At 52.7% G+C, this 16,391-nt stretch carries 19 protein-coding genes; 12 read left to right on the forward strand and 7 right to left on the reverse strand.

All coding sequences use genetic code 11. The features are described 5' to 3' along the window. Positions 1-284 precede the first annotated feature (284 nt). From GTGU_RS04010 to GTGU_RS04020, 3 genes are all read left to right on the forward strand, one after another. Positions 285-1,637: a DUF1214 domain-containing protein gene (locus GTGU_RS04010; RefSeq protein ID WP_038154405.1), complete on the forward strand. Its 1,353-nt coding sequence runs from the start codon at positions 285-287 to the stop codon at positions 1,635-1,637. Between the two features lie 10 nt (positions 1,638-1,647). Beyond that, a complete protein-coding gene (locus GTGU_RS04015) occupies positions 1,648-3,090 on the forward strand; it encodes a DUF1254 domain-containing protein (RefSeq protein WP_038154466.1) in 1,443 nt (480 codons plus the stop codon). 65 nt (positions 3,091-3,155) lie between these two features. Then, positions 3,156-4,064: a transporter gene (locus GTGU_RS04020; RefSeq protein WP_038154407.1), complete on the forward strand. Its 909-nt coding sequence runs from the start codon at positions 3,156-3,158 to the stop codon at positions 4,062-4,064. Between the two features lie 74 nt (positions 4,065-4,138). Here the strand turns inward: GTGU_RS04020 and GTGU_RS04025 are convergent, their stop codons facing one another. Next, positions 4,139-4,885 carry a MipA/OmpV family protein gene (locus GTGU_RS04025; RefSeq protein WP_038154409.1) on the reverse strand — a complete coding sequence of 249 codons (747 nt, stop codon included), beginning with the start codon at positions 4,883-4,885 and terminating at the stop codon, positions 4,139-4,141. 434 nt (positions 4,886-5,319) lie between these two features. Here GTGU_RS04025 and yeaG point away from each other — a divergent pair, with 434 nt between their 5' ends. The 3 genes from yeaG (at position 5,320) to GTGU_RS04040 (ending at position 9,264) form a co-directional block, all read left to right on the forward strand. Then, positions 5,320-7,254 (forward strand): protein kinase YeaG, encoded by a 1,935-nt coding sequence (gene yeaG / locus GTGU_RS04030; RefSeq protein ID WP_038154410.1) that lies wholly within the window; start codon positions 5,320-5,322, stop codon positions 7,252-7,254. A 128-nt stretch (positions 7,255-7,382) separates the two neighbouring features. Then, a complete protein-coding gene (locus GTGU_RS04035; RefSeq protein WP_038154411.1) occupies positions 7,383-8,660 on the forward strand; it encodes a YeaH/YhbH family protein in 1,278 nt (425 codons plus the stop codon). A 121-nt stretch (positions 8,661-8,781) separates the two neighbouring features. Next, a complete protein-coding gene (locus GTGU_RS04040; protein WP_425427396.1) occupies positions 8,782-9,264 on the forward strand; it encodes a YbaK/prolyl-tRNA synthetase associated domain-containing protein in 483 nt (160 codons plus the stop codon). Here the strand turns inward: GTGU_RS04040 and yoaI are convergent. After that, positions 9,261-9,368, reverse strand: coding sequence for a small membrane protein YoaI (gene yoaI / locus GTGU_RS26510; protein WP_235501648.1), 108 nt, complete (start codon positions 9,366-9,368; stop codon positions 9,261-9,263). The two genes, GTGU_RS04040 and yoaI, sit on opposite strands and share 4 nt — an antisense overlap. 204 nt (positions 9,369-9,572) lie before the next feature. Between yoaI and GTGU_RS04045 the strand changes: the two genes are divergently transcribed. Next, positions 9,573-10,019, forward strand: coding sequence for a DUF441 domain-containing protein (locus tag GTGU_RS04045; RefSeq protein ID WP_038154414.1), 447 nt, complete (start codon positions 9,573-9,575; stop codon positions 10,017-10,019). Here GTGU_RS04045 and GTGU_RS04050 read toward each other — a convergent pair. Then, a complete protein-coding gene (locus GTGU_RS04050) occupies positions 10,014-10,805 on the reverse strand; it encodes an AraC family transcriptional regulator (RefSeq protein WP_169741159.1) in 792 nt (263 codons plus the stop codon). The genes GTGU_RS04045 and GTGU_RS04050 overlap by 6 nt on opposite strands. A gap of 96 nt (positions 10,806-10,901) precedes the next feature. On the opposite strand from GTGU_RS04050, the gene GTGU_RS04055 reads away from it, so the two are divergent. After that, on the forward strand, positions 10,902-12,086 hold the full coding sequence (locus GTGU_RS04055; RefSeq protein ID WP_038154416.1) for a CynX/NimT family MFS transporter: 1,185 nt from the start codon (positions 10,902-10,904) through the stop codon (positions 12,084-12,086). A 42-nt stretch (positions 12,087-12,128) separates the two neighbouring features. Here the strand turns inward: GTGU_RS04055 and GTGU_RS04060 are convergent, their stop codons facing one another. Then, entirely contained in the window at positions 12,129-12,836 is a 708-nt protein-coding gene (locus GTGU_RS04060) for a CTP synthase C-terminal region-related (seleno)protein (RefSeq protein ID WP_038154417.1), read from the reverse strand. Positions 12,837-12,937: 101 nt separating this feature from the next. On the opposite strand from GTGU_RS04060, the gene GTGU_RS04065 reads away from it, so the two are divergent. Next, positions 12,938-13,285 (forward strand): DUF488 domain-containing protein, encoded by a 348-nt coding sequence (locus GTGU_RS04065; protein WP_038154419.1) that lies wholly within the window; start codon positions 12,938-12,940, stop codon positions 13,283-13,285. Here GTGU_RS04065 and GTGU_RS04070 read toward each other — a convergent pair. Beyond that, the gene (locus GTGU_RS04070) at positions 13,268-13,573 is read right to left on the reverse strand and encodes a periplasmic protein (RefSeq protein WP_038154420.1); all 306 of its coding nucleotides are present in this window, start codon (positions 13,571-13,573) and stop codon (positions 13,268-13,270) included. The two genes, GTGU_RS04065 and GTGU_RS04070, sit on opposite strands and share 18 nt — an antisense overlap. 469 nt (positions 13,574-14,042) lie before the next feature. Here GTGU_RS04070 and GTGU_RS25635 point away from each other — a divergent pair, with 469 nt between their 5' ends. Then, entirely contained in the window at positions 14,043-14,144 is a 102-nt protein-coding gene (locus GTGU_RS25635) for a YoaK family small membrane protein (RefSeq protein WP_038154422.1), read from the forward strand. A 121-nt stretch (positions 14,145-14,265) separates the two neighbouring features. On the opposite strand, the gene GTGU_RS04080 is transcribed toward GTGU_RS25635, so the two are convergent. Then, a complete protein-coding gene (locus GTGU_RS04080) occupies positions 14,266-14,532 on the reverse strand; it encodes a DUF2534 family protein (RefSeq protein WP_038154423.1) in 267 nt (88 codons plus the stop codon). Between the two features lie 344 nt (positions 14,533-14,876). On the opposite strand from GTGU_RS04080, the gene GTGU_RS04085 reads away from it, so the two are divergent. After that, a complete protein-coding gene (locus GTGU_RS04085; RefSeq protein ID WP_156964041.1) occupies positions 14,877-15,116 on the forward strand; it encodes a hypothetical protein in 240 nt (79 codons plus the stop codon). 36 nt (positions 15,117-15,152) lie between these two features. Continuing rightward, positions 15,153-16,046 carry a PhzF family isomerase gene (locus tag GTGU_RS04090; protein WP_038154425.1) on the forward strand — a complete coding sequence of 298 codons (894 nt, stop codon included), beginning with the start codon at positions 15,153-15,155 and terminating at the stop codon, positions 16,044-16,046. 41 nt (positions 16,047-16,087) lie between these two features. Here the strand turns inward: GTGU_RS04090 and GTGU_RS04095 are convergent, their stop codons facing one another. Then, positions 16,088-16,279 (reverse strand): hypothetical protein, encoded by a 192-nt coding sequence (locus GTGU_RS04095; protein ID WP_038154427.1) that lies wholly within the window; start codon positions 16,277-16,279, stop codon positions 16,088-16,090. Positions 16,280-16,391: the final 112 nt, after the last annotated feature.

The raw sequence follows: 16,391 nt of genomic DNA on the forward strand, positions 1-16,391 counted from the left end.
AATATTTCTGCAATAACGTAAAATTGCGAGCCTTTTTCCACTTCCAAAATATAAACCATTCTCCGTTTATTTTTTCCTGTCTTCGCACTTTCTAAAGCCCGTCATTTATGTATTATTCCCTCAGCATGTCGACATCAGGCATCGCTTATTAAACAGATATTAGTGGTAATTGTAATTATACGGGAACCGTAGTTTCTTCCTTATGTCCTGTTCGTAGCACTGCGTTGTCTGTTCATCACCCTGTCGTGTAGCAACAGATAACACAGACGTACAAAGGTGTGGATATGAATTCAATTCGATTATTTGTTGTTTCGCTACTTATCAGTGTGATGTCGTTGACCTCAGCAGCACAAGCACAAGCACCTGCCGATGAGAACCAGCTCTATAACGCCTGGAGTTATCTACTCGGGCGCGCATTAATTATTCGTCAGGAAAATACCGATATGCGCGAACCCGGAATGAATTATAATGTTATTAAATACCATAATTTAGCCAGTGATACGGCATTCGTTAATCCAAACTTTGATGTTGCCTATCTTGAATCCTGGATTGCAATTGATGACAACTCAGCCGCACTTGTCTCCGTGCCGGAAATTAAAGATCGTTATTACACCATTCAATTATTAAATGAATGGGGAGACAACATTACTAATATAAATAGTAGAGTCTATCCGAATCATCCATCCGGTATATTTGCTTTAGTGACCGCCCACAGTAATGTTAAATTACCCGCAGGCGCTATCCCTGTCATTTTGCCGTCTAATAAAGCCAAGCTATTGGGGCGTTTTGAGCTGAAAGATTCGCCTGAGGAGGCGACAAAACTTCAACGCGCTGTCACGCTGACTATCACCGGAACACCTCATATTACACAGCCACCAGCGATCCCTGAGTTTACCAATGACAAGCTGCCAGGTGTGGCGTTGTTTGATAATGCAGAAGCAATCCTGCAAAGCGCGCCCGATTACACACCGGTCGCTGCCGGGGTGCAGCAAAGCGTTCGCGATATTGCACAAAAAGTACATACCAACAGCCAGTACCGCCAGCAGACAGACAACGCGCTTACCCAACATGTTATTCCGGCATTCATGCAGGAAGCGCACACCGGTATCGCCACCTGGAAAAACAACTGGCTTGGTGGCCATAAAGAAGGTCGCGGCTATAACGGTCATTACGGGACCGACTACCGTATGCGTACCGCCATTAATTTGCTTGGGATCTGGGCTAACAGCCCGGGTGAAGCCGTCTATTACCTGGCAACGAAAGACAGCAACGGTCAGTCGCTGAATGGCAACGGTTTTTATCGTCTGCATTTCCCGGCGACGGCATTACCAGAGACGATGGCAAAAGCATTCTGGTCCATCATCATGGTCAGCATTCCGGATTACCAGGTTATTCCAAATCCGCTTAAGCGCTACAACTTCAACAATTACTCCGGCCTGAAAAAGAACAGTGATGGATCTCTGGATATTGTCATTGGCCCTCGCCCGCCGAAGCACTTCCCTGAAAGTAACTGGCTGCCCTCCTCGACCAACCAGGCATTCGCTTTTACCTTCCGGGCTTACGTCCCTGAACCCGACGTCGCTGCAGGGGATCGTTTCCCACCAGCGGTAACACCTGTCAATGAAAACCAGTTCTGAGGGAAAGCAGATGAAAACAAAACGGATCGCACTCGCAATGAGCATGGTATTGCTGTCGTCGGGTTTTAGTGCCAGCGCGTCAACCAGTACAAATGCCGCCACCGCGACAGTAGAAAGCATGAATGTCAGCGCTGACTGGCTTAATCTGGCAGTGAAAGATACCTGGATGTGGGCCTGGCCGATGATCAATATCTATCAACGCCGTCTGGCCTTCAGCCATTTGCCTGAAGCGGGTTTACTTGGTGGTACTATTCCGGTCGGTCCACCGAACGCGCTCTCTATGTTGGACGATTACATCAAACCCGATGAGCGCCAGGTAGCATGCCCGAATCAGGACGTCGTGTACGGTTTTGCCGCGCTGGCGCTGGATAAATCGCCAATGGTGGTACAAGTTCCTGACTTTGGCAGTCGCTTCTGGGTTTTCCAGGCCGTTGATCTGCGTACCGATAGCTTTGCCAGCCTCGGCAGACAGTATGGCACCAGCCCGGGATTCTATTTACTGGTTGGCCCTGACTGGAAGGGCACCGTCCCGCCGGGGATCAAGCAAGTATTTCGCTCTACCAGTAACACATCGGTGCTGATCCCGCGGATATTCCAGGCCGATACGCCTGAGGATAAAAAGGCGGTGAAATCGCTGATCTCCGGCATCAATCTTTACCCGCTCGCAAACTACACTGGTAAACCGCAACCACGCGACTGGGGCGCTCTCAGGCAGTATCCTGCTGAACATAAAACGGAAGGCGAAACCCGCTGGGTAACGCCGGAAAACTTCTGGAAGCTACTGCCGTCGGTGCTAAACGACGCGCGACCACTGGCAGGAGAAGAGGCGCAGTACGCCAAAGCGAAGCAGTTACTCGAGCTGTATCAGTCACCGCGCTACCGCCAACTGATGGATGAAGCAACGCAGACCGCTGAACGCGAGCTTACTCAGCCGCTGCTGGCGTTCCATCTGGCCGGAAGACCGGCTGGGAACTACTGGACCGCCAACATTAACGGCGCGCAGTTTGGTTTTGATTTCTTCACCCGTACCGCCTCCGCCCGTGCGTTTATTTTCGTCAATAAACCCGAGGAGACGCAGTATTTCGTACAGGACTTCGACAAAAACGGTACGCTGCTTAACGGAAAATCGCGCTATACCCTGACCTTCCCCGCCGGGCAAACACCGCCGGTTGCCGGGTTCTGGTCACTGACGGTTTATAACCCGCAACACTTTTTCGTCGAGAACCGCATCAATCGTTATGCGCTGGGAACACGAAACAAAGACCTCCACTATAACGACGACGGTTCGCTGACGCTCTATCTGCAATCTGATTCGCCAGGCAAAGACCGGGAAACCAACTGGCTGCCCACACCACAAGAAGGCGCGTTTTCGTTAATGATCCGCGCCTATGGGCCTGAGCAGGATATTTTGCAGCACCGCTGGCAACCACCTGCCGTGGAGCCAAAACCATAATCTATTCGCTCTGGTAACGTCCTTACCAGAGCGTCATCATTTATCTGATACTGGGAATATCTATCATGACCCGTAAACGGACTGCCCTTCGCTGGCTGACGCTTTCTGCTGCCCTGTTTTCGCCACTGGCGCTTGCGGACAACGCGCGTGACTGGCAAGCGCTACCGACCGACCTCGATATGTTTTTTGCTTATTACAGCAACATTAATGCCTCAACCGCCGTCAACACCGCGCTGCCCTTTGACGGCGTAAATACCGACGCCGACCTGTTCATTCTGCGTTATGCTCACTCATTCGCCATTGACGGGCGATTATCAGCGATACAAATCATTCAGCCGTATGCCAATGTCTCGGCGTCGCTGAATGACGCTGAGTGGCTGACTGGCTCAAAAGGCGCCAGCAACCTCGGCGACACACAAATCGTCTTTGTGCATAATCTGACGGGAGGCCCGGCGCTGAGTAAAGAAGAATTCCGGCAATGGACGCCTGAACCTTTTATTACGGCCGCCTTTTGGGTGACTGTACCCACCGGCAGTTATGACAAGAATAAAAATATCAATACCGGCGCCAACCGCTGGGCGTTTCGCCCCGAGCTGGCGAGTGGTTACCCGCTGGGCCCCTTCTGGTTTGAGTTGAATACCTGGGCCACTTTCTATACCGACAACAACGATTATCACGGCGATCAGACGCTGTCGCAGCGACCGCAATATGCCGCCGAAGGGCACATCAGCTATACCTTCTCTCCGGCGTTGTGGGTTTCAGCAGACGGAACCTGGGCAGGTGGCGGAGAAACGACCGTCAATAGCGATGTGCAGAACAACCAGCAGCAGAGCACATCGCTTGGCACCTCGCTCGGCTTCATGCTGACGCCCCATTTTGGCGGCATGGTCTCATGGTCGAGGACCGTTGATCACCGGGCCTATACCACACCCGATGTGGACAACTGGACGTTCCGGGTGCAGTACGCCTGGTAGCCCGCACCATAAAAAAGCAAACAGGGCGCAAGCGCCCTGTTTTGATGCACAATATGCACAATAAATGTGCAACATCAGAAGGAGTACGTGATCCCGGTAGAGATGAGTCCGCTCCAGGATTTATCCACCATCGGGCTGTCAGTAATTTCATCAGACAAACGGGTGTAACGAGCAAGACCGTAAACGCTCCAGTCGCCGAGGAAATTGTAGTTCGCCGACAGTTCCAGATACGGGTTCCAGCTGCTGTCCGGGTCATAGCTGCGCATGCCACTCTTACGTGATTCACGCTGCGTAACACCATAGTAGTATTCGTTCTGATTGTCGCTTGCCCACTCAACACCAATGCCCGGTGTCAGGGTGAACGCGCCGTTGGTATAGCGGTAAAGCCAGGCCACATCCCAGGTAATACCGTTGCTCTTGTCGAGCGTATCGCCAGCGAGCGTGGTGCGCAGGAAACCGTATTCGGTGTTATGAACGTAAGAAAGACCAGCCATCATGGTGGACTGACGGCGATCCAGTTTACGCATCTGGTTATTATCGCTGTCACCAGGCTTGAAGTATTGAGGCGCCCAGTAAGCGGTAACAGACAGCTTGTCGCTGGTGTCATTCCACAGGTAGTAACCCCCCCCCAGGCCACGGAACCAGAAGTTATCGCCTTCATAGGTAACAACCGGAACCGGGTAGACATCGGCATCATATTGTTTGTAAGGGTGTTCAACGATACCTACACCAGCACCCAGCGTGAATTTTCCTTCAGCTTGCGCAGCAGTGGCAGAGGTTGCGATGAGAACGCCCAGCGCTAAAAGTTTTAGTTTAGTCACAATCCATTATCCTGTTGTCTAATTCTAAGCGGCAAAAAAGTGTAACCGTCTGGCCTTCTGAGCTCAATTCTTTTACTTTCATTTATATTAATAAACTGCTTAAAGTGGCATTTAAAGATGACACTCTTTTGACCGTTCGATGAACCGCAGATGAATGCTGGCCATATCGTGTTAATAACCAGTAACTATTTTCGGATGAGTCATTGATATGTCATTGAAATTAATTTTTGGCACCATGCAAGTTTCGCAAATGCCATCTACGCTTAATTTCAGAAGGTGTAATTGCCGGGCACGTTAAGCTGGGCGTACCAGCAACCTGGCACAAGGGTTGCTGGATCATCAGTGAACGGCGTTGTGCTTACCTCTTCCGGGAGCCTCCATTATTCATACGAACGGCTCTTAACCTGTGCTAAAAAACGAAAGGACGGCATGCCATGAATATATTCGATCACTATCGCCAGCGCTATGAAGCTGCCAAGGACGAAGAGTTCACACTGCAGGAATTTCTTACCGTATGCCGGCAAGATCGCAGTGCCTATGCCAACGCGGCAGAACGGCTATTGATGGCTATCGGTGAGCCTGTCATGGTCGATACTGCTCAGGAACCACGGCTATCCCGTCTCTTTTCGAACCGGGTCATCGCACGTTACCCGGCGTTTGAAGAGTTCTATGGCATGGAAGAAGCCATCGAACAAATTGTCTCCTACCTGAAGCACGCCGCTCAGGGGCTGGAGGAGAAGAAACAAATCCTCTATCTGCTGGGGCCTGTCGGCGGTGGTAAGTCCTCGCTTGCCGAGCGGCTGAAATCGCTGATGCAGCGGGTACCGATTTATGTGCTGAGCGCTAATGGTGAACGTAGTCCGGTCAACGATCATCCGTTCTGTCTGTTTAACCCACAGGAAGATGCGCAGATCCTCGAGAAGGAATACGGCATCCCAGGTCGCTATCTCGGTACGATCATGTCGCCGTGGGCGGCGAAGCGGCTGCATGAATTTGGCGGTGACATCACTAAATTCCGTGTAGTGAAAGTCAGACCGTCAATCCTTGAACAAATTGCCATCGCCAAAACAGAACCCGGCGATGAAAACAATCAGGATATCTCTGCGCTTGTCGGTAAAGTCGACATCCGTAAACTGGAACATTATGCGCAAAACGACCCGGATGCCTATGGTTACTCCGGCGCCCTGTGCCGCGCCAACCAGGGGATCATGGAATTCGTTGAGATGTTTAAAGCGCCAATTAAGGTGCTGCATCCGCTGCTGACCGCCACCCAGGAAGGTAACTACAACGGGACGGAAGGTATTTCTGCCCTGCCGTTTAACGGCATTATTCTCGCGCACTCGAACGAATCTGAGTGGGTGACCTTCCGTAACAACAAAAACAACGAGGCGTTCCTTGACCGTGTGTATATCGTCAAGGTGCCCTACTGCCTGCGGATTTCCGAAGAGATCAAAATCTACGAGAAACTGCTTAACCATAGTGAGCTGACCCATGCGCCGTGTGCGCCTGGCACGCTGGAAACGCTGTCGCGCTTCTCCATCCTTTCGCGTCTGAAAGAGCCGGAAAACTCAAGCATCTATTCGAAGATGCGCGTTTATGACGGTGAAAGCCTGAAAGATACTGACCCGAAAGCCAAGTCCTATCAGGAATATCGTGACTACGCCGGGGTGGATGAAGGGATGAACGGGCTATCGACGCGTTTCGCCTTTAAAATCCTCTCCCGGGTGTTCAACTTCGATCATACGGAAGTGGCGGCAAACCCGGTACATCTGTTCTACGTGCTGGAGCAGCAGATTGAACGCGAGCAGTTCCCGCAGGAGCAAGCGGAACGCTATCTCGAATTCCTCAAAGGCTATCTGATCCCGAAATATGCTGAGTTTATTGGCAAAGAGATCCAGACCGCTTACCTGGAATCCTACTCCGAGTACGGACAAAATATTTTCGACCGTTATGTTACGTACGCCGACTTCTGGATCCAGGATCAGGAATACCGCGACCCGGATACCGGTCAGCTGTTTGACCGTGAATCCCTGAACGCGGAACTGGAGAAAATCGAGAAGCCCGCCGGGATCAGCAACCCAAAAGACTTCCGTAATGAGATAGTCAACTTTGTACTGCGTGCCAGAGCGAACAACAATGGACGTAATCCGAACTGGACCAGCTACGAGAAGCTCCGCACGGTCATTGAGAAGAAGATGTTCTCAAATACCGAAGAGCTGTTGCCGGTCATTTCGTTCAACGCCAAAACCTCAACCGACGAGCAGAAAAAGCACGATGATTTCGTCGACCGGATGATGGAGAAAGGCTATACCCGTAAGCAGGTGCGTCTGCTCTGCGAATGGTATCTCCGCGTACGTAAATCGTCATAACAGTAACGTCCGGCGGCGCTTGCGCTGTCCGGGCCTACAAAATACAACCACCGGTAGGCCGGATAAGCGGAGCGCTAACCGGCATTACCAGGATTGCGTATGGTTGGCAAAAGCAGTACGGGGGGCCTATGACCTGGTTTATTGACCGGCGCCTGAACGGTAAAAACAAAAGCGCGGTGAACCGCCAGCGCTTCCTGCGCCGTTACAAAGCACAAATCAAGCAGTCGATCTCGGAGGCCATCAACAAACGGTCGGTGACCGACATTGACAGCGGCGAGTCCGTTTCCATTCCAACGGATGATATTAACGAGCCGATGTTTCATCAGGGTCGTGGCGGGTTGCGTCATCGCGTTCATCCCGGCAACGACCATTTTGTCCAGAATGACCGCATCGAACGCCCGCAAGGCGGCGGTGGCGGTTCCGGCGGCGGCCAGGGTCAGGCCAGTCCTGACGGGGAAGGTCAGGACGAGTTTGTCTTTCAGATTTCGAAAGATGAATACCTGGATTTGTTGTTCGAAGATCTGGCGCTGCCGAACCTGAGGAAAAACCAGCAACAACAGCTTAATGAGTTCAAAACGCACCGGGCCGGGTTTACCTCCAACGGCGTGCCCGCGAACATTAGCGTGGTGCGATCATTGCAGAACTCACTGGCCCGTCGTACCGCAATGACCGCGGGTAAACGTCGGGAACTGCGAGAGCTGGAAGCGAATCTTGATATCGTCAGTCACAGCGAACCAGCGCAACTGCTTGAAGAGGAGCGTCTGCGCAGAGAGATCGCCGAGCTGCGGGCAAAAATTGAACGCGTACCGTTTATCGACACCTTCGATCTGCGATACAAGAACTACGAGAAACGCCCGGAACCGTCCAGCCAGGCGGTCATGTTTTGCCTGATGGACGTCTCGGGATCGATGGATCAGGCCACCAAAGATATGGCGAAACGGTTTTATATCCTGCTCTATCTGTTCCTGAGTCGGACCTATAAAAACGTTGATGTCGTCTATATCCGCCACCACACCCAGGCCAAAGAGGTGGATGAGCATGAGTTCTTCTACTCGCAGGAAACCGGTGGGACGATTGTCTCGAGCGCCCTGAAGTTGATGGATGAGGTAGTAAAAGAGCGTTACGATCCGGCACAGTGGAATATCTATGCAGCTCAGGCGTCGGATGGCGATAACTGGGCGGATGACTCCCCTCTGTGCCACGAAATTCTGGCGAAAAAACTGCTACCAGTGGTGCGGTATTACAGTTACATCGAAATCACCCGTCGGGCACACCAGACGCTGTGGCGGGAGTATGAACATCTGCAGGCGACGTTCGAAAACTTTGCCATGCAGCACATCCGCGATCAGGAAGATATTTACCCCGTCTTCCGGGAACTGTTCCAGAAACAGGGTGCTGAAAAATAACGCCTTCATCGCTGCCTTTATGCCAGGCAGCGATGTTGTTCCTTCCCTCCTCCTGCAGTAGAGTATCCCCGTAAGGTTTTTTCATAAGGAGAGACAGGTGACAGGGCTTGAAGATCGCAATATCCATCAGCAAATCCTCAATATACTGCAAAACGGCAACGCGCAGTTTCGTGTGATAACGCATGAGGCTGTCGGGAAGTGTGAAGCGGTTTCTGAAATCCGCGGTACCGCGTTAGGACAGGGTGCAAAAGCGCTGGTATGTAAGGTAAAGGGAAACGGAGTGAATCAGCACGTGCTGGCGATTCTGGCGGCTGATCAGCAGGCTGACCTGGCACGACTGGCACAACATCTGGGTGGGCTGAAAGCGTCGCTGGCAAGTCCGGTGGAAGTGGATGCGCTGACGGCATGTGAATTCGGCGCGATCCCCCCTTTCAGTTTTCATCCGTCACTGAAACTGGTGGCCGATCCGTTGTTGTTCTCGCGTTTCGATGAAATTGCGTTTAATGCGGGTTTGCTGGAAAAGTCAATTATTCTGAACACAAGCGACTACCTGCGAATCGCTCGCCCTGAACTGGTGGATTTTCGTCGCGACAGTAGTCACTAGCCTTCGTATCGCTCCAGCCACAGCACTGACATCACAAGGGTCATCATGATCGCCAGGAAACTGGCGGTGATGATCATCGTTTCAACCCACATCGGATCGTTCACGGTATTTACCTCGTACAGTCTGCCTTTTAGGAAATCCTTACACAATATAATGTCAATTTGATGACACACACCAGCAATTTTTACCCATGTTGTGATGACACGTGCATTTGCCCAAACCGCAGCAACACTGCGAAAAATCACTGTCAGGTGTCCCGTTTGCGCGTAAAGTAAGCGGGCTAATATTTATATTGCAGGGATTTTCGCATGTTTGACGCCACATTAATGATTCTTCTGGGGCTCGCCGCGCTGGGATTTGTCAGCCACAACACCACCGTAGCCGTATCCATACTGGTGCTGATTATTGTCCGTGTGACACCCCTCAACGCCTTTTTCCCGTGGATTGAAAAACAGGGACTCACTCTTGGGATTATTATTCTGACAATCGGGGTCATGGCCCCTATTGCCAGCGGCTCATTGCCACCCTCAACGCTGCTGCATTCGTTTGTAAACTGGAAGTCGCTGGTGGCGATTGCTATCGGCGTGCTGGTCTCATGGCTTGGCGGTCGTGGCGTTACGCTGATGAGCGCGCAACCGCAACTGGTGGCCGGTTTACTGGTTGGCACGGTACTTGGCGTCGCGCTTTTCCGTGGCGTGCCGGTCGGGCCGCTGATTGCCGCCGGTCTGGTGTCGTTGTTGATCGGAAAATCATGATCCGGGATCCAGCTCAGCGAGATACGCTTTCGGCGTCTTACCAAGCACTTTCTTGAACATCGTAATAAACGCGGTGGTGGAATCGTAGCCTAGCGCGTGCGCCACCTGTTGCACGGCCTGCCCACGAATTAGCAGCTGCAGGGCCAGAATGAGCTGTAAGCGGTGGCGCCAGCGAAGAAAGCTCAGCCCGGTCTCCTTTACTACCAGCCGGGCAAGATTACGTTCACTCATGGCAAAATGGCTCGCCCATTGCCCTAAGGTTTGCCAGCGATCCGGCGCCTGTGCCATGGTCTCTGTCATTTCGCGAATTTTCGGGTGCGATGAGACCGGCAACTGCAGATGTTGCTGCGGCTGCTGAGGAAGCTCATCAAACAGCACCTGAACCAGCCGCCCGGTTTCCGCCGTTTGCGATGCCACACCAGTACGTTCTGACAGCGACAGAATAAGTTCCCGGACCAGCGACGAGATTTTCAGTGTACAACAATGATCCGGCATCTCTGCCCTGCCAGGTTCGATAAACAAAAAGCAGATCTGCGCGCCCGGCGTAGCCCGGTTACTGTGCGGCACCTGGCCGGGAACCCACACAGCATACTGCGGGGGCACCATCCACATGGCATTGTCCACTTCACAGGTCAGGGCACCATGCAACGCGAGGATCAACTGGCCTTTGCGGTGCTGGTGGCGTGGAATAAATTGTTCGTCCTCCACAACGCGAATACGAAATGCGACCGCCGCGTCGTGCTGACTGTCGGGGGCGTAACCTTCCAGTCCCAGTCCGTACATCATCTTGTCCGAATTTAGCGATAATCTGTCATTTTAGCTTGATTTAATCACCGACGAAAACCGCTATTGTGTCGTCACTTTTTTATCACTGAGAATATTATGTCTGTTTCTGTTACTCCCACTGGCCGCCATACTCTGCTGCTTATCGCCGGAATGCTGCTGATTGCCACGACGCTGCGCGTGACGTTTACCGGTGCGGCACCACTGCTGGACAGCATTCGCGCGGAATACGGCCTGACGACCGCTCAGACCGGGTTGTTAACCACCCTGTCGCTGCTGGCCTTTGGCCTGGTGTCACCGCTGGCAGCGGGCATCGCCCGGCGCGTTGGCATTGAGCGCAGTCTGTTCGCTGCCCTGTTGTTGATTTGTGCGGGGATTGCGGTGCGGTCATTGCCCTCGGCTATGCTGCTGTTTGTCGGCACGGCGATCATCGGTTGCGGTATCGCCCTCGGTAACGTACTGCTGCCAGGCCTCATCAAACGTGATTTTTCGCAGCATGTCGCCCGGCTTACCGGTGCCTATTCCCTGACGATGGGCGGCGCTGCGGCGCTGGGGTCGGCGCTGGTCGTCCCGCTGGCACTACACGGCTTCGGCTGGCGAGGCGCGCTGTTGATGCTGATGGTCTTTCCGCTGCTGGCATTACTGTTCTGGCTGCCCCAGTGGCGAAACCAACAGCCTGCGGCCGTCACCAGCGCACGTTCGCTGCATGATCGCGGTATCTGGCGCTCAGCGCTTGCCTGGCAGGTGACGCTGTTTCTCGGGCTGAACTCGCTGGTGTATTACGTGATTATCGGCTGGCTGCCGGCCATTCTCATCAGCAACGGTTACAGTGAATCGCAGGCCGGTTCTCTGCACGGACTGTTGCAACTGGCGACTGCCGCGCCCGGGCTTGCCATTCCGCTGATCCTGCATAAATTGCGCGACCAGCGTGGCATCGCGGTGCTGGTTTCGCTGATGTGCGCTGTCAGTGCCGTGGGTTTCTGGTTACTGCCGGATCAGGCCATTGCGTGGACACTGGTTTTCGGCTTCGGGTCAGGTGCGACGATGATCCTCGGTCTGACGTTTATCGGCTTACGCGCCAGTTCGGCGCATCAGGCGGCGGCGCTTTCAGGTATGGCTCAGTCGGTGGGGTATCTGCTGGCGGCCTGCGGTCCGCCGTTGATGGGAAAAATTCATGATGCCAGTGGGGACTGGCACATTCCATTGATTGCCGTGGCGCTGCTCGCCATCATCATGGCCTGCTTCGGTGCCTTCGCGGGGCGCGATCGCGAAATCCATGCCTGACAATGCACATGCCCGGCGACAGCGTTCGCCGGGCAACGTGTATTATTGCGCAGCGGCGTGCAGAAATGCCTGCACCAGCGGCGCCGGACGCCCTTCCAGGGCATTACGCTCATGCTGGAATAATGTCGCCACGAAGAAAGGATGCGTGGTCAGCTCAACCACCCGAATATCACCCTCTTCATCCCAGCCGGTCACACGCAGCGGCTGATGCTCCAGCTCACGGGCAAAATCCGGGGCGATCCCGTAATTGCAGTGATACCCTTCCTGAATAACATCGCGACCATAGGCACGGTGAACAATTGTGTTGCCGCGCAGTTCGATGGCATCCGTTTTCTCCACCAGTGAACAGGTCAACGCGTCGATCACCATTCGCCCGCTGCTGTCAGTTTCTGCATGCGCGGCGTCCGCCCACCCCATCACATTGCGGGCATATTCAATGACAGCGTGCTGGAAGCCGCCACAGGTGCCAAGAAACGGGATGCTGTTTTCGCGGGCATAGCGGATCGCGGTAAATGCGCCTTCGACGTTTTTATAGGGGCTGCCTGGCACCACCCAAATCGCATCGTAACTGGTAAGGTCGTCCGCCGAGGTTATCGCCGGGGTGTTCAACCACTCATACTGAACGACCATCTCCAGTACGGCAGCCGCATCATCGATAGCTAACGGAATTGCCTGATGAGCAAGTACGGTGTCGCTGTGATCGCCCACAAGAGCAATGCGAAGTACGGGGTTGAGAGCGGTGTGTTCCATAACAGGATCCTTATGCCTGACAGTTTTTAGACGCAGGCGTAATACTGTCATATCTGCGGCGAATGGACTATCCTGGTATGCACGAACCAGGGAGATGAACGATGATCCAGTGCAAACGCGTTTATGATGCGCCAGAAGCCAGCGACGGCTACCGTGTGCTTGTCGACCGGTTATGGCCACGGGGAATGAAAAAAGAGAGTCTGGCGCAGGATGAATGGTGTAAAACCCTTGCCCCATCGGCAGCGCTGCGTAAAGCGTTTTATGGTGAAGTGATCGACTTCGCCAGCTTCAGCCAGCATTACCGCCAGGAGTTAGACACCCGGCGCGAAGAAGGCAAACGGCTGCTCAAGAAGGCCGATGAAACAGGGTTGACCCTGCTCTATGCCGCAAAAAATACCCGACAAAACCATGCGCTGGTGCTGGCGGAGTGGTTAGCTCATCTCAAATAGGCGGGCATCTTCTGGCTGAGTATCAGGCAAGAATGGCATCAGATGTTCCGCGCGTACAAACGCGAACCCACGCTGACCATCATTCGCGCAAACCGCCCCGGTCACCAGCCACAGCGGGCGTGGCGCATCCGCGGGCAGTTCTGTCATCACGCCATTAACCGGGTTGAGCAATCGTTCCCCTGGCTTGCAGAGTGCAAAAAGTTCTACTGATTTTCCGATATTCGCCTGCCCGGCGAGGGTACGTGCACCGATAATCATCGCCATGGTGCCTGGTCTGAGCTGAAACATACTTCTTTTGCCGATCCTGATTTCAGATAAATCCGATCGGGAGTGTATCGCAGCAAACCCGCGAAGTCACTGGCCTCAGGCGTTTTCGCCCCCGTAAATCTTCACGATTTCTTCATTTTAACTGCACTTTTGCCACGTACGATTACGCCTGTTCTCGAATGACCAGAGAACAGATCATTCCATAATCAATGAGTTTTGCCCCGTCTCCCCCGACGGGGCTTTTTTTATTGCGCGCAGTGAATATATGAAAGTAGCGTGAGGTGAATGCGGCGCTGAGAGCCTCTTCATTTACGGATGAGCATTGGTTTGGTGGCCGTTGCCCCGGTAACGACAGATGCCGAAACTGCGTTACGCGCCGCTCACGATGCCATGTATCTGGATAAAAAAAGTCGTCGCCAGACGCTCTTTTTCAGCACCATAGAATGACGCTTCGGGTATGATAAGCGCGTTTAGTTAATAAGGAATGACGATGAAATTAGGCGTACTATTTCCGGTAGCAATTTTTATTGCCGCCGTTGTGTTTCTGACCTGGTTTTTTGTTGGCGGCTATGCCGCTCCCGGAGGCGCATGATGCGTAAAACCACGCTGATCATGATTGTCATTGCTGTCGTCGCGGTTGCCGGAACGCAATTTGGCTGGTGGTAATGCAGATGATGTGAAGGCGTTCGGTTATCCCGCCGCCTTACGCATCATCACTTCATTTTCTGGCTGTCGCTACCCAGCAGAATAAAGCCGAAAGGAATGGAAATCAGGATAGTAAAGACGATGCTGTAAATACAGACCATCGCGCCCTGCAACACAAACATGCCGGTTGTCCATTCGGAATACGGCAGATTGTACTCTCTGACAACCCCGCCGAAGGTTGCTCTTCCGACCACGGCAACCGCCGCAATAAACGCGATTACCACGACAGCGAGAAATTTCTTGCCGTTTTTACTTTTCAGTCTTTCCAGAATCATCGCGCTTCCCTCCTTTTCGACAGGCGATGGTCACGTTCGCGGCTAGTTGTAACACTAATGAAAAACATTTTGAAGGTTTAATGTTACATCGCACCTTACAGGCACATTATGCGAAAAACTAAACGCAAATCTTTCTTTTATTTGTCATACAAATAGCTCATAATCTTCTCCGACATTCGATGTAAACTTTCTTAGTTTCCCTGCCGCATTCCTGTGGCAGGTTTTTTTATCTCTTCCACTCTGTACACATCAAACGCGCGTTCTTCTCGCTAAATCCATTTCAATACGATATGGTTGGGGCACTGAATTTTGCGTTATCAGCCCCGGAAATGGACAGTTTTATCATGGATCAGCTTACTCTCGCAGAAACCCGCATTCTCTTTTCTTCTTATGGCGAAGGGCTCCCGCCCAACGAGCAGACATCACCCTGTTATTGCGTCGTTCCCTGCTGTGGCACCGAAAAATACATGGTGTTTGTGCATCGCAATAACTACTGGAACCTGGCGTATAACCGCCTGTTTTGCAGTAGCATGACCGCCACCATGGCCGCTATCCGCTATAACACGCAGATCCGAGGCGTCTGAATTTCATTATTACCGATCACCGTCACGGAGAAAAAAATGACGCCACAGATCTATCACGTTGATGCTTTTACCACCGAACCGTTTCGTGGCAATTCAGCAGGTGTGGTGCTGAATGCTGATGGGCTCAGCGAAACGCAAATGCAACTCATCGCCCGCGAGCTGCGCCATTCGGAAACCGCCTTTCTGTTAAAAAGCGATGACAGCGATGTCCGCATTCGTTACTTCACACCGACAGTCGAAGTGCCGATCTGCGGTCACGCCACTGTCGCGGCGCATTATGTGCGTTCGAAAGTGCTTGGTTTGCGGGACTGTACGGTCTGGCAAACGTCACTGGCGGGCCGCCATCGGGTGGATATTCTTTCGGAAGGCGACGACCTGCGGGTGGCGCTGGAACAGGGCGCGCCGACGTTTGAGCCGCCGCTGGAGGGAGAAACCCGCGCCGCGATTCTGGCCGCGCTGGGGCTTGATGAAAATGACATGCTACCGGGGTTGCCGGTTCAGGTGGCCTCTACCGGCCATTCGAAAGTGATGGTTCCGCTGAAACCGGAAGTGAAAATTGATACGCTCGCGCCTGACCTTCCGGCACTGGCGGCTATCAGCCAGCGAATCGGCTGTAACGGCTTCTTCCCGTTTCTCATCCGCCCCGGTAAAGCAGAGACTGACGGCAGGATGTTTTCCCCGGCGATCGGCATTGCCGAAGATCCGGTCACCGGCAATGCCAACGGCCCGATGGGCGCATGGCTGGTACATCATGGCCTGATGGCTCATGACGGCAAACAGCTCCGCATTCGCGGTCATCAGGGGCGCGCTATCGGTCGCAGCGGCGTGGTGGATATATCCGTGACTATTCGCGATAACCAGCCGGAAAAAGTAACCATTTCAGGAGCGGCGGTCATTTTATTTCATGCTGAACTGGCGATTCGCATATAGCACCAGAGAATAAAGTAAAAAGGCCGCTGTCGCGGCCAACTTCACAATGGATTTTTAAAATCGAAATAATCCATTAAATCATGAGATTCTTCTTTATCCAGGGTGATTCGTTCTCCCGTCACAATCTGAATGACAAAGACTTCATCATGGCTGAGCCAATCAACCTTGACGATATGCTCAGGATTAACGTATTGATTTTTATTAATTCGCCGTTGAATGATTTTCTTTTTCATTCTTACATCCCTGCGTTAACAATGGGCATCATTAATATAACAATCGATTTACGACTTTCAATCAAAAAATTAAAAATACGTTGAATTTGCGATGTATCGCCATGTATTGTAT

It is taken from the genome of Trabulsiella guamensis ATCC 49490, from assembly GCF_000734965.1.
Lineage (GTDB): Bacteria > Pseudomonadota > Gammaproteobacteria > Enterobacterales > Enterobacteriaceae > Trabulsiella > Trabulsiella guamensis.

What these genes read in the sequence shown, in the direction of transcription:
- GTGU_RS04060 (WP_038154417.1), bottom strand. Translation starts at nt 12,836, where the DNA reads ATGGAACACACCGCTCTCAACCCCGTACTTCGCATTGCTCTTGTGGGC.
- GTGU_RS04095 (WP_038154427.1), bottom strand. Translation starts at nt 16,279, where the DNA reads ATGAAAAAGAAAATCATTCAACGGCGAATTAATAAAAATCAATACGTT.
- GTGU_RS04070 (WP_038154420.1), bottom strand. Translation starts at nt 13,573, where the DNA reads ATGTTTCAGCTCAGACCAGGCACCATGGCGATGATTATCGGTGCACGT.
- GTGU_RS04035 (WP_038154411.1), top strand. Translation starts at nt 7,383, where the DNA reads ATGACCTGGTTTATTGACCGGCGCCTGAACGGTAAAAACAAAAGCGCG.
- GTGU_RS25635 (WP_038154422.1), top strand. Translation starts at nt 14,043, where the DNA reads ATGAAATTAGGCGTACTATTTCCGGTAGCAATTTTTATTGCCGCCGTT.
- GTGU_RS04050 (WP_169741159.1), bottom strand. Translation starts at nt 10,805, where the DNA reads ATGATGTACGGACTGGGACTGGAAGGTTACGCCCCCGACAGTCAGCAC.
- GTGU_RS04085 (WP_156964041.1), top strand. Translation starts at nt 14,877, where the DNA reads ATGGATCAGCTTACTCTCGCAGAAACCCGCATTCTCTTTTCTTCTTAT.
- GTGU_RS04010 (WP_038154405.1), top strand. Translation starts at nt 285, where the DNA reads ATGAATTCAATTCGATTATTTGTTGTTTCGCTACTTATCAGTGTGATG.
- GTGU_RS04045 (WP_038154414.1), top strand. Translation starts at nt 9,573, where the DNA reads ATGTTTGACGCCACATTAATGATTCTTCTGGGGCTCGCCGCGCTGGGA.
- GTGU_RS04090 (WP_038154425.1), top strand. Translation starts at nt 15,153, where the DNA reads ATGACGCCACAGATCTATCACGTTGATGCTTTTACCACCGAACCGTTT.
- GTGU_RS04015 (WP_038154466.1), top strand. Translation starts at nt 1,648, where the DNA reads ATGAAAACAAAACGGATCGCACTCGCAATGAGCATGGTATTGCTGTCG.
- yeaG (WP_038154410.1), top strand. Translation starts at nt 5,320, where the DNA reads ATGAATATATTCGATCACTATCGCCAGCGCTATGAAGCTGCCAAGGAC.
- GTGU_RS04065 (WP_038154419.1), top strand. Translation starts at nt 12,938, where the DNA reads ATGATCCAGTGCAAACGCGTTTATGATGCGCCAGAAGCCAGCGACGGC.
- GTGU_RS04020 (WP_038154407.1), top strand. Translation starts at nt 3,156, where the DNA reads ATGACCCGTAAACGGACTGCCCTTCGCTGGCTGACGCTTTCTGCTGCC.
- GTGU_RS04080 (WP_038154423.1), bottom strand. Translation starts at nt 14,532, where the DNA reads ATGATTCTGGAAAGACTGAAAAGTAAAAACGGCAAGAAATTTCTCGCT.
- GTGU_RS04055 (WP_038154416.1), top strand. Translation starts at nt 10,902, where the DNA reads ATGTCTGTTTCTGTTACTCCCACTGGCCGCCATACTCTGCTGCTTATC.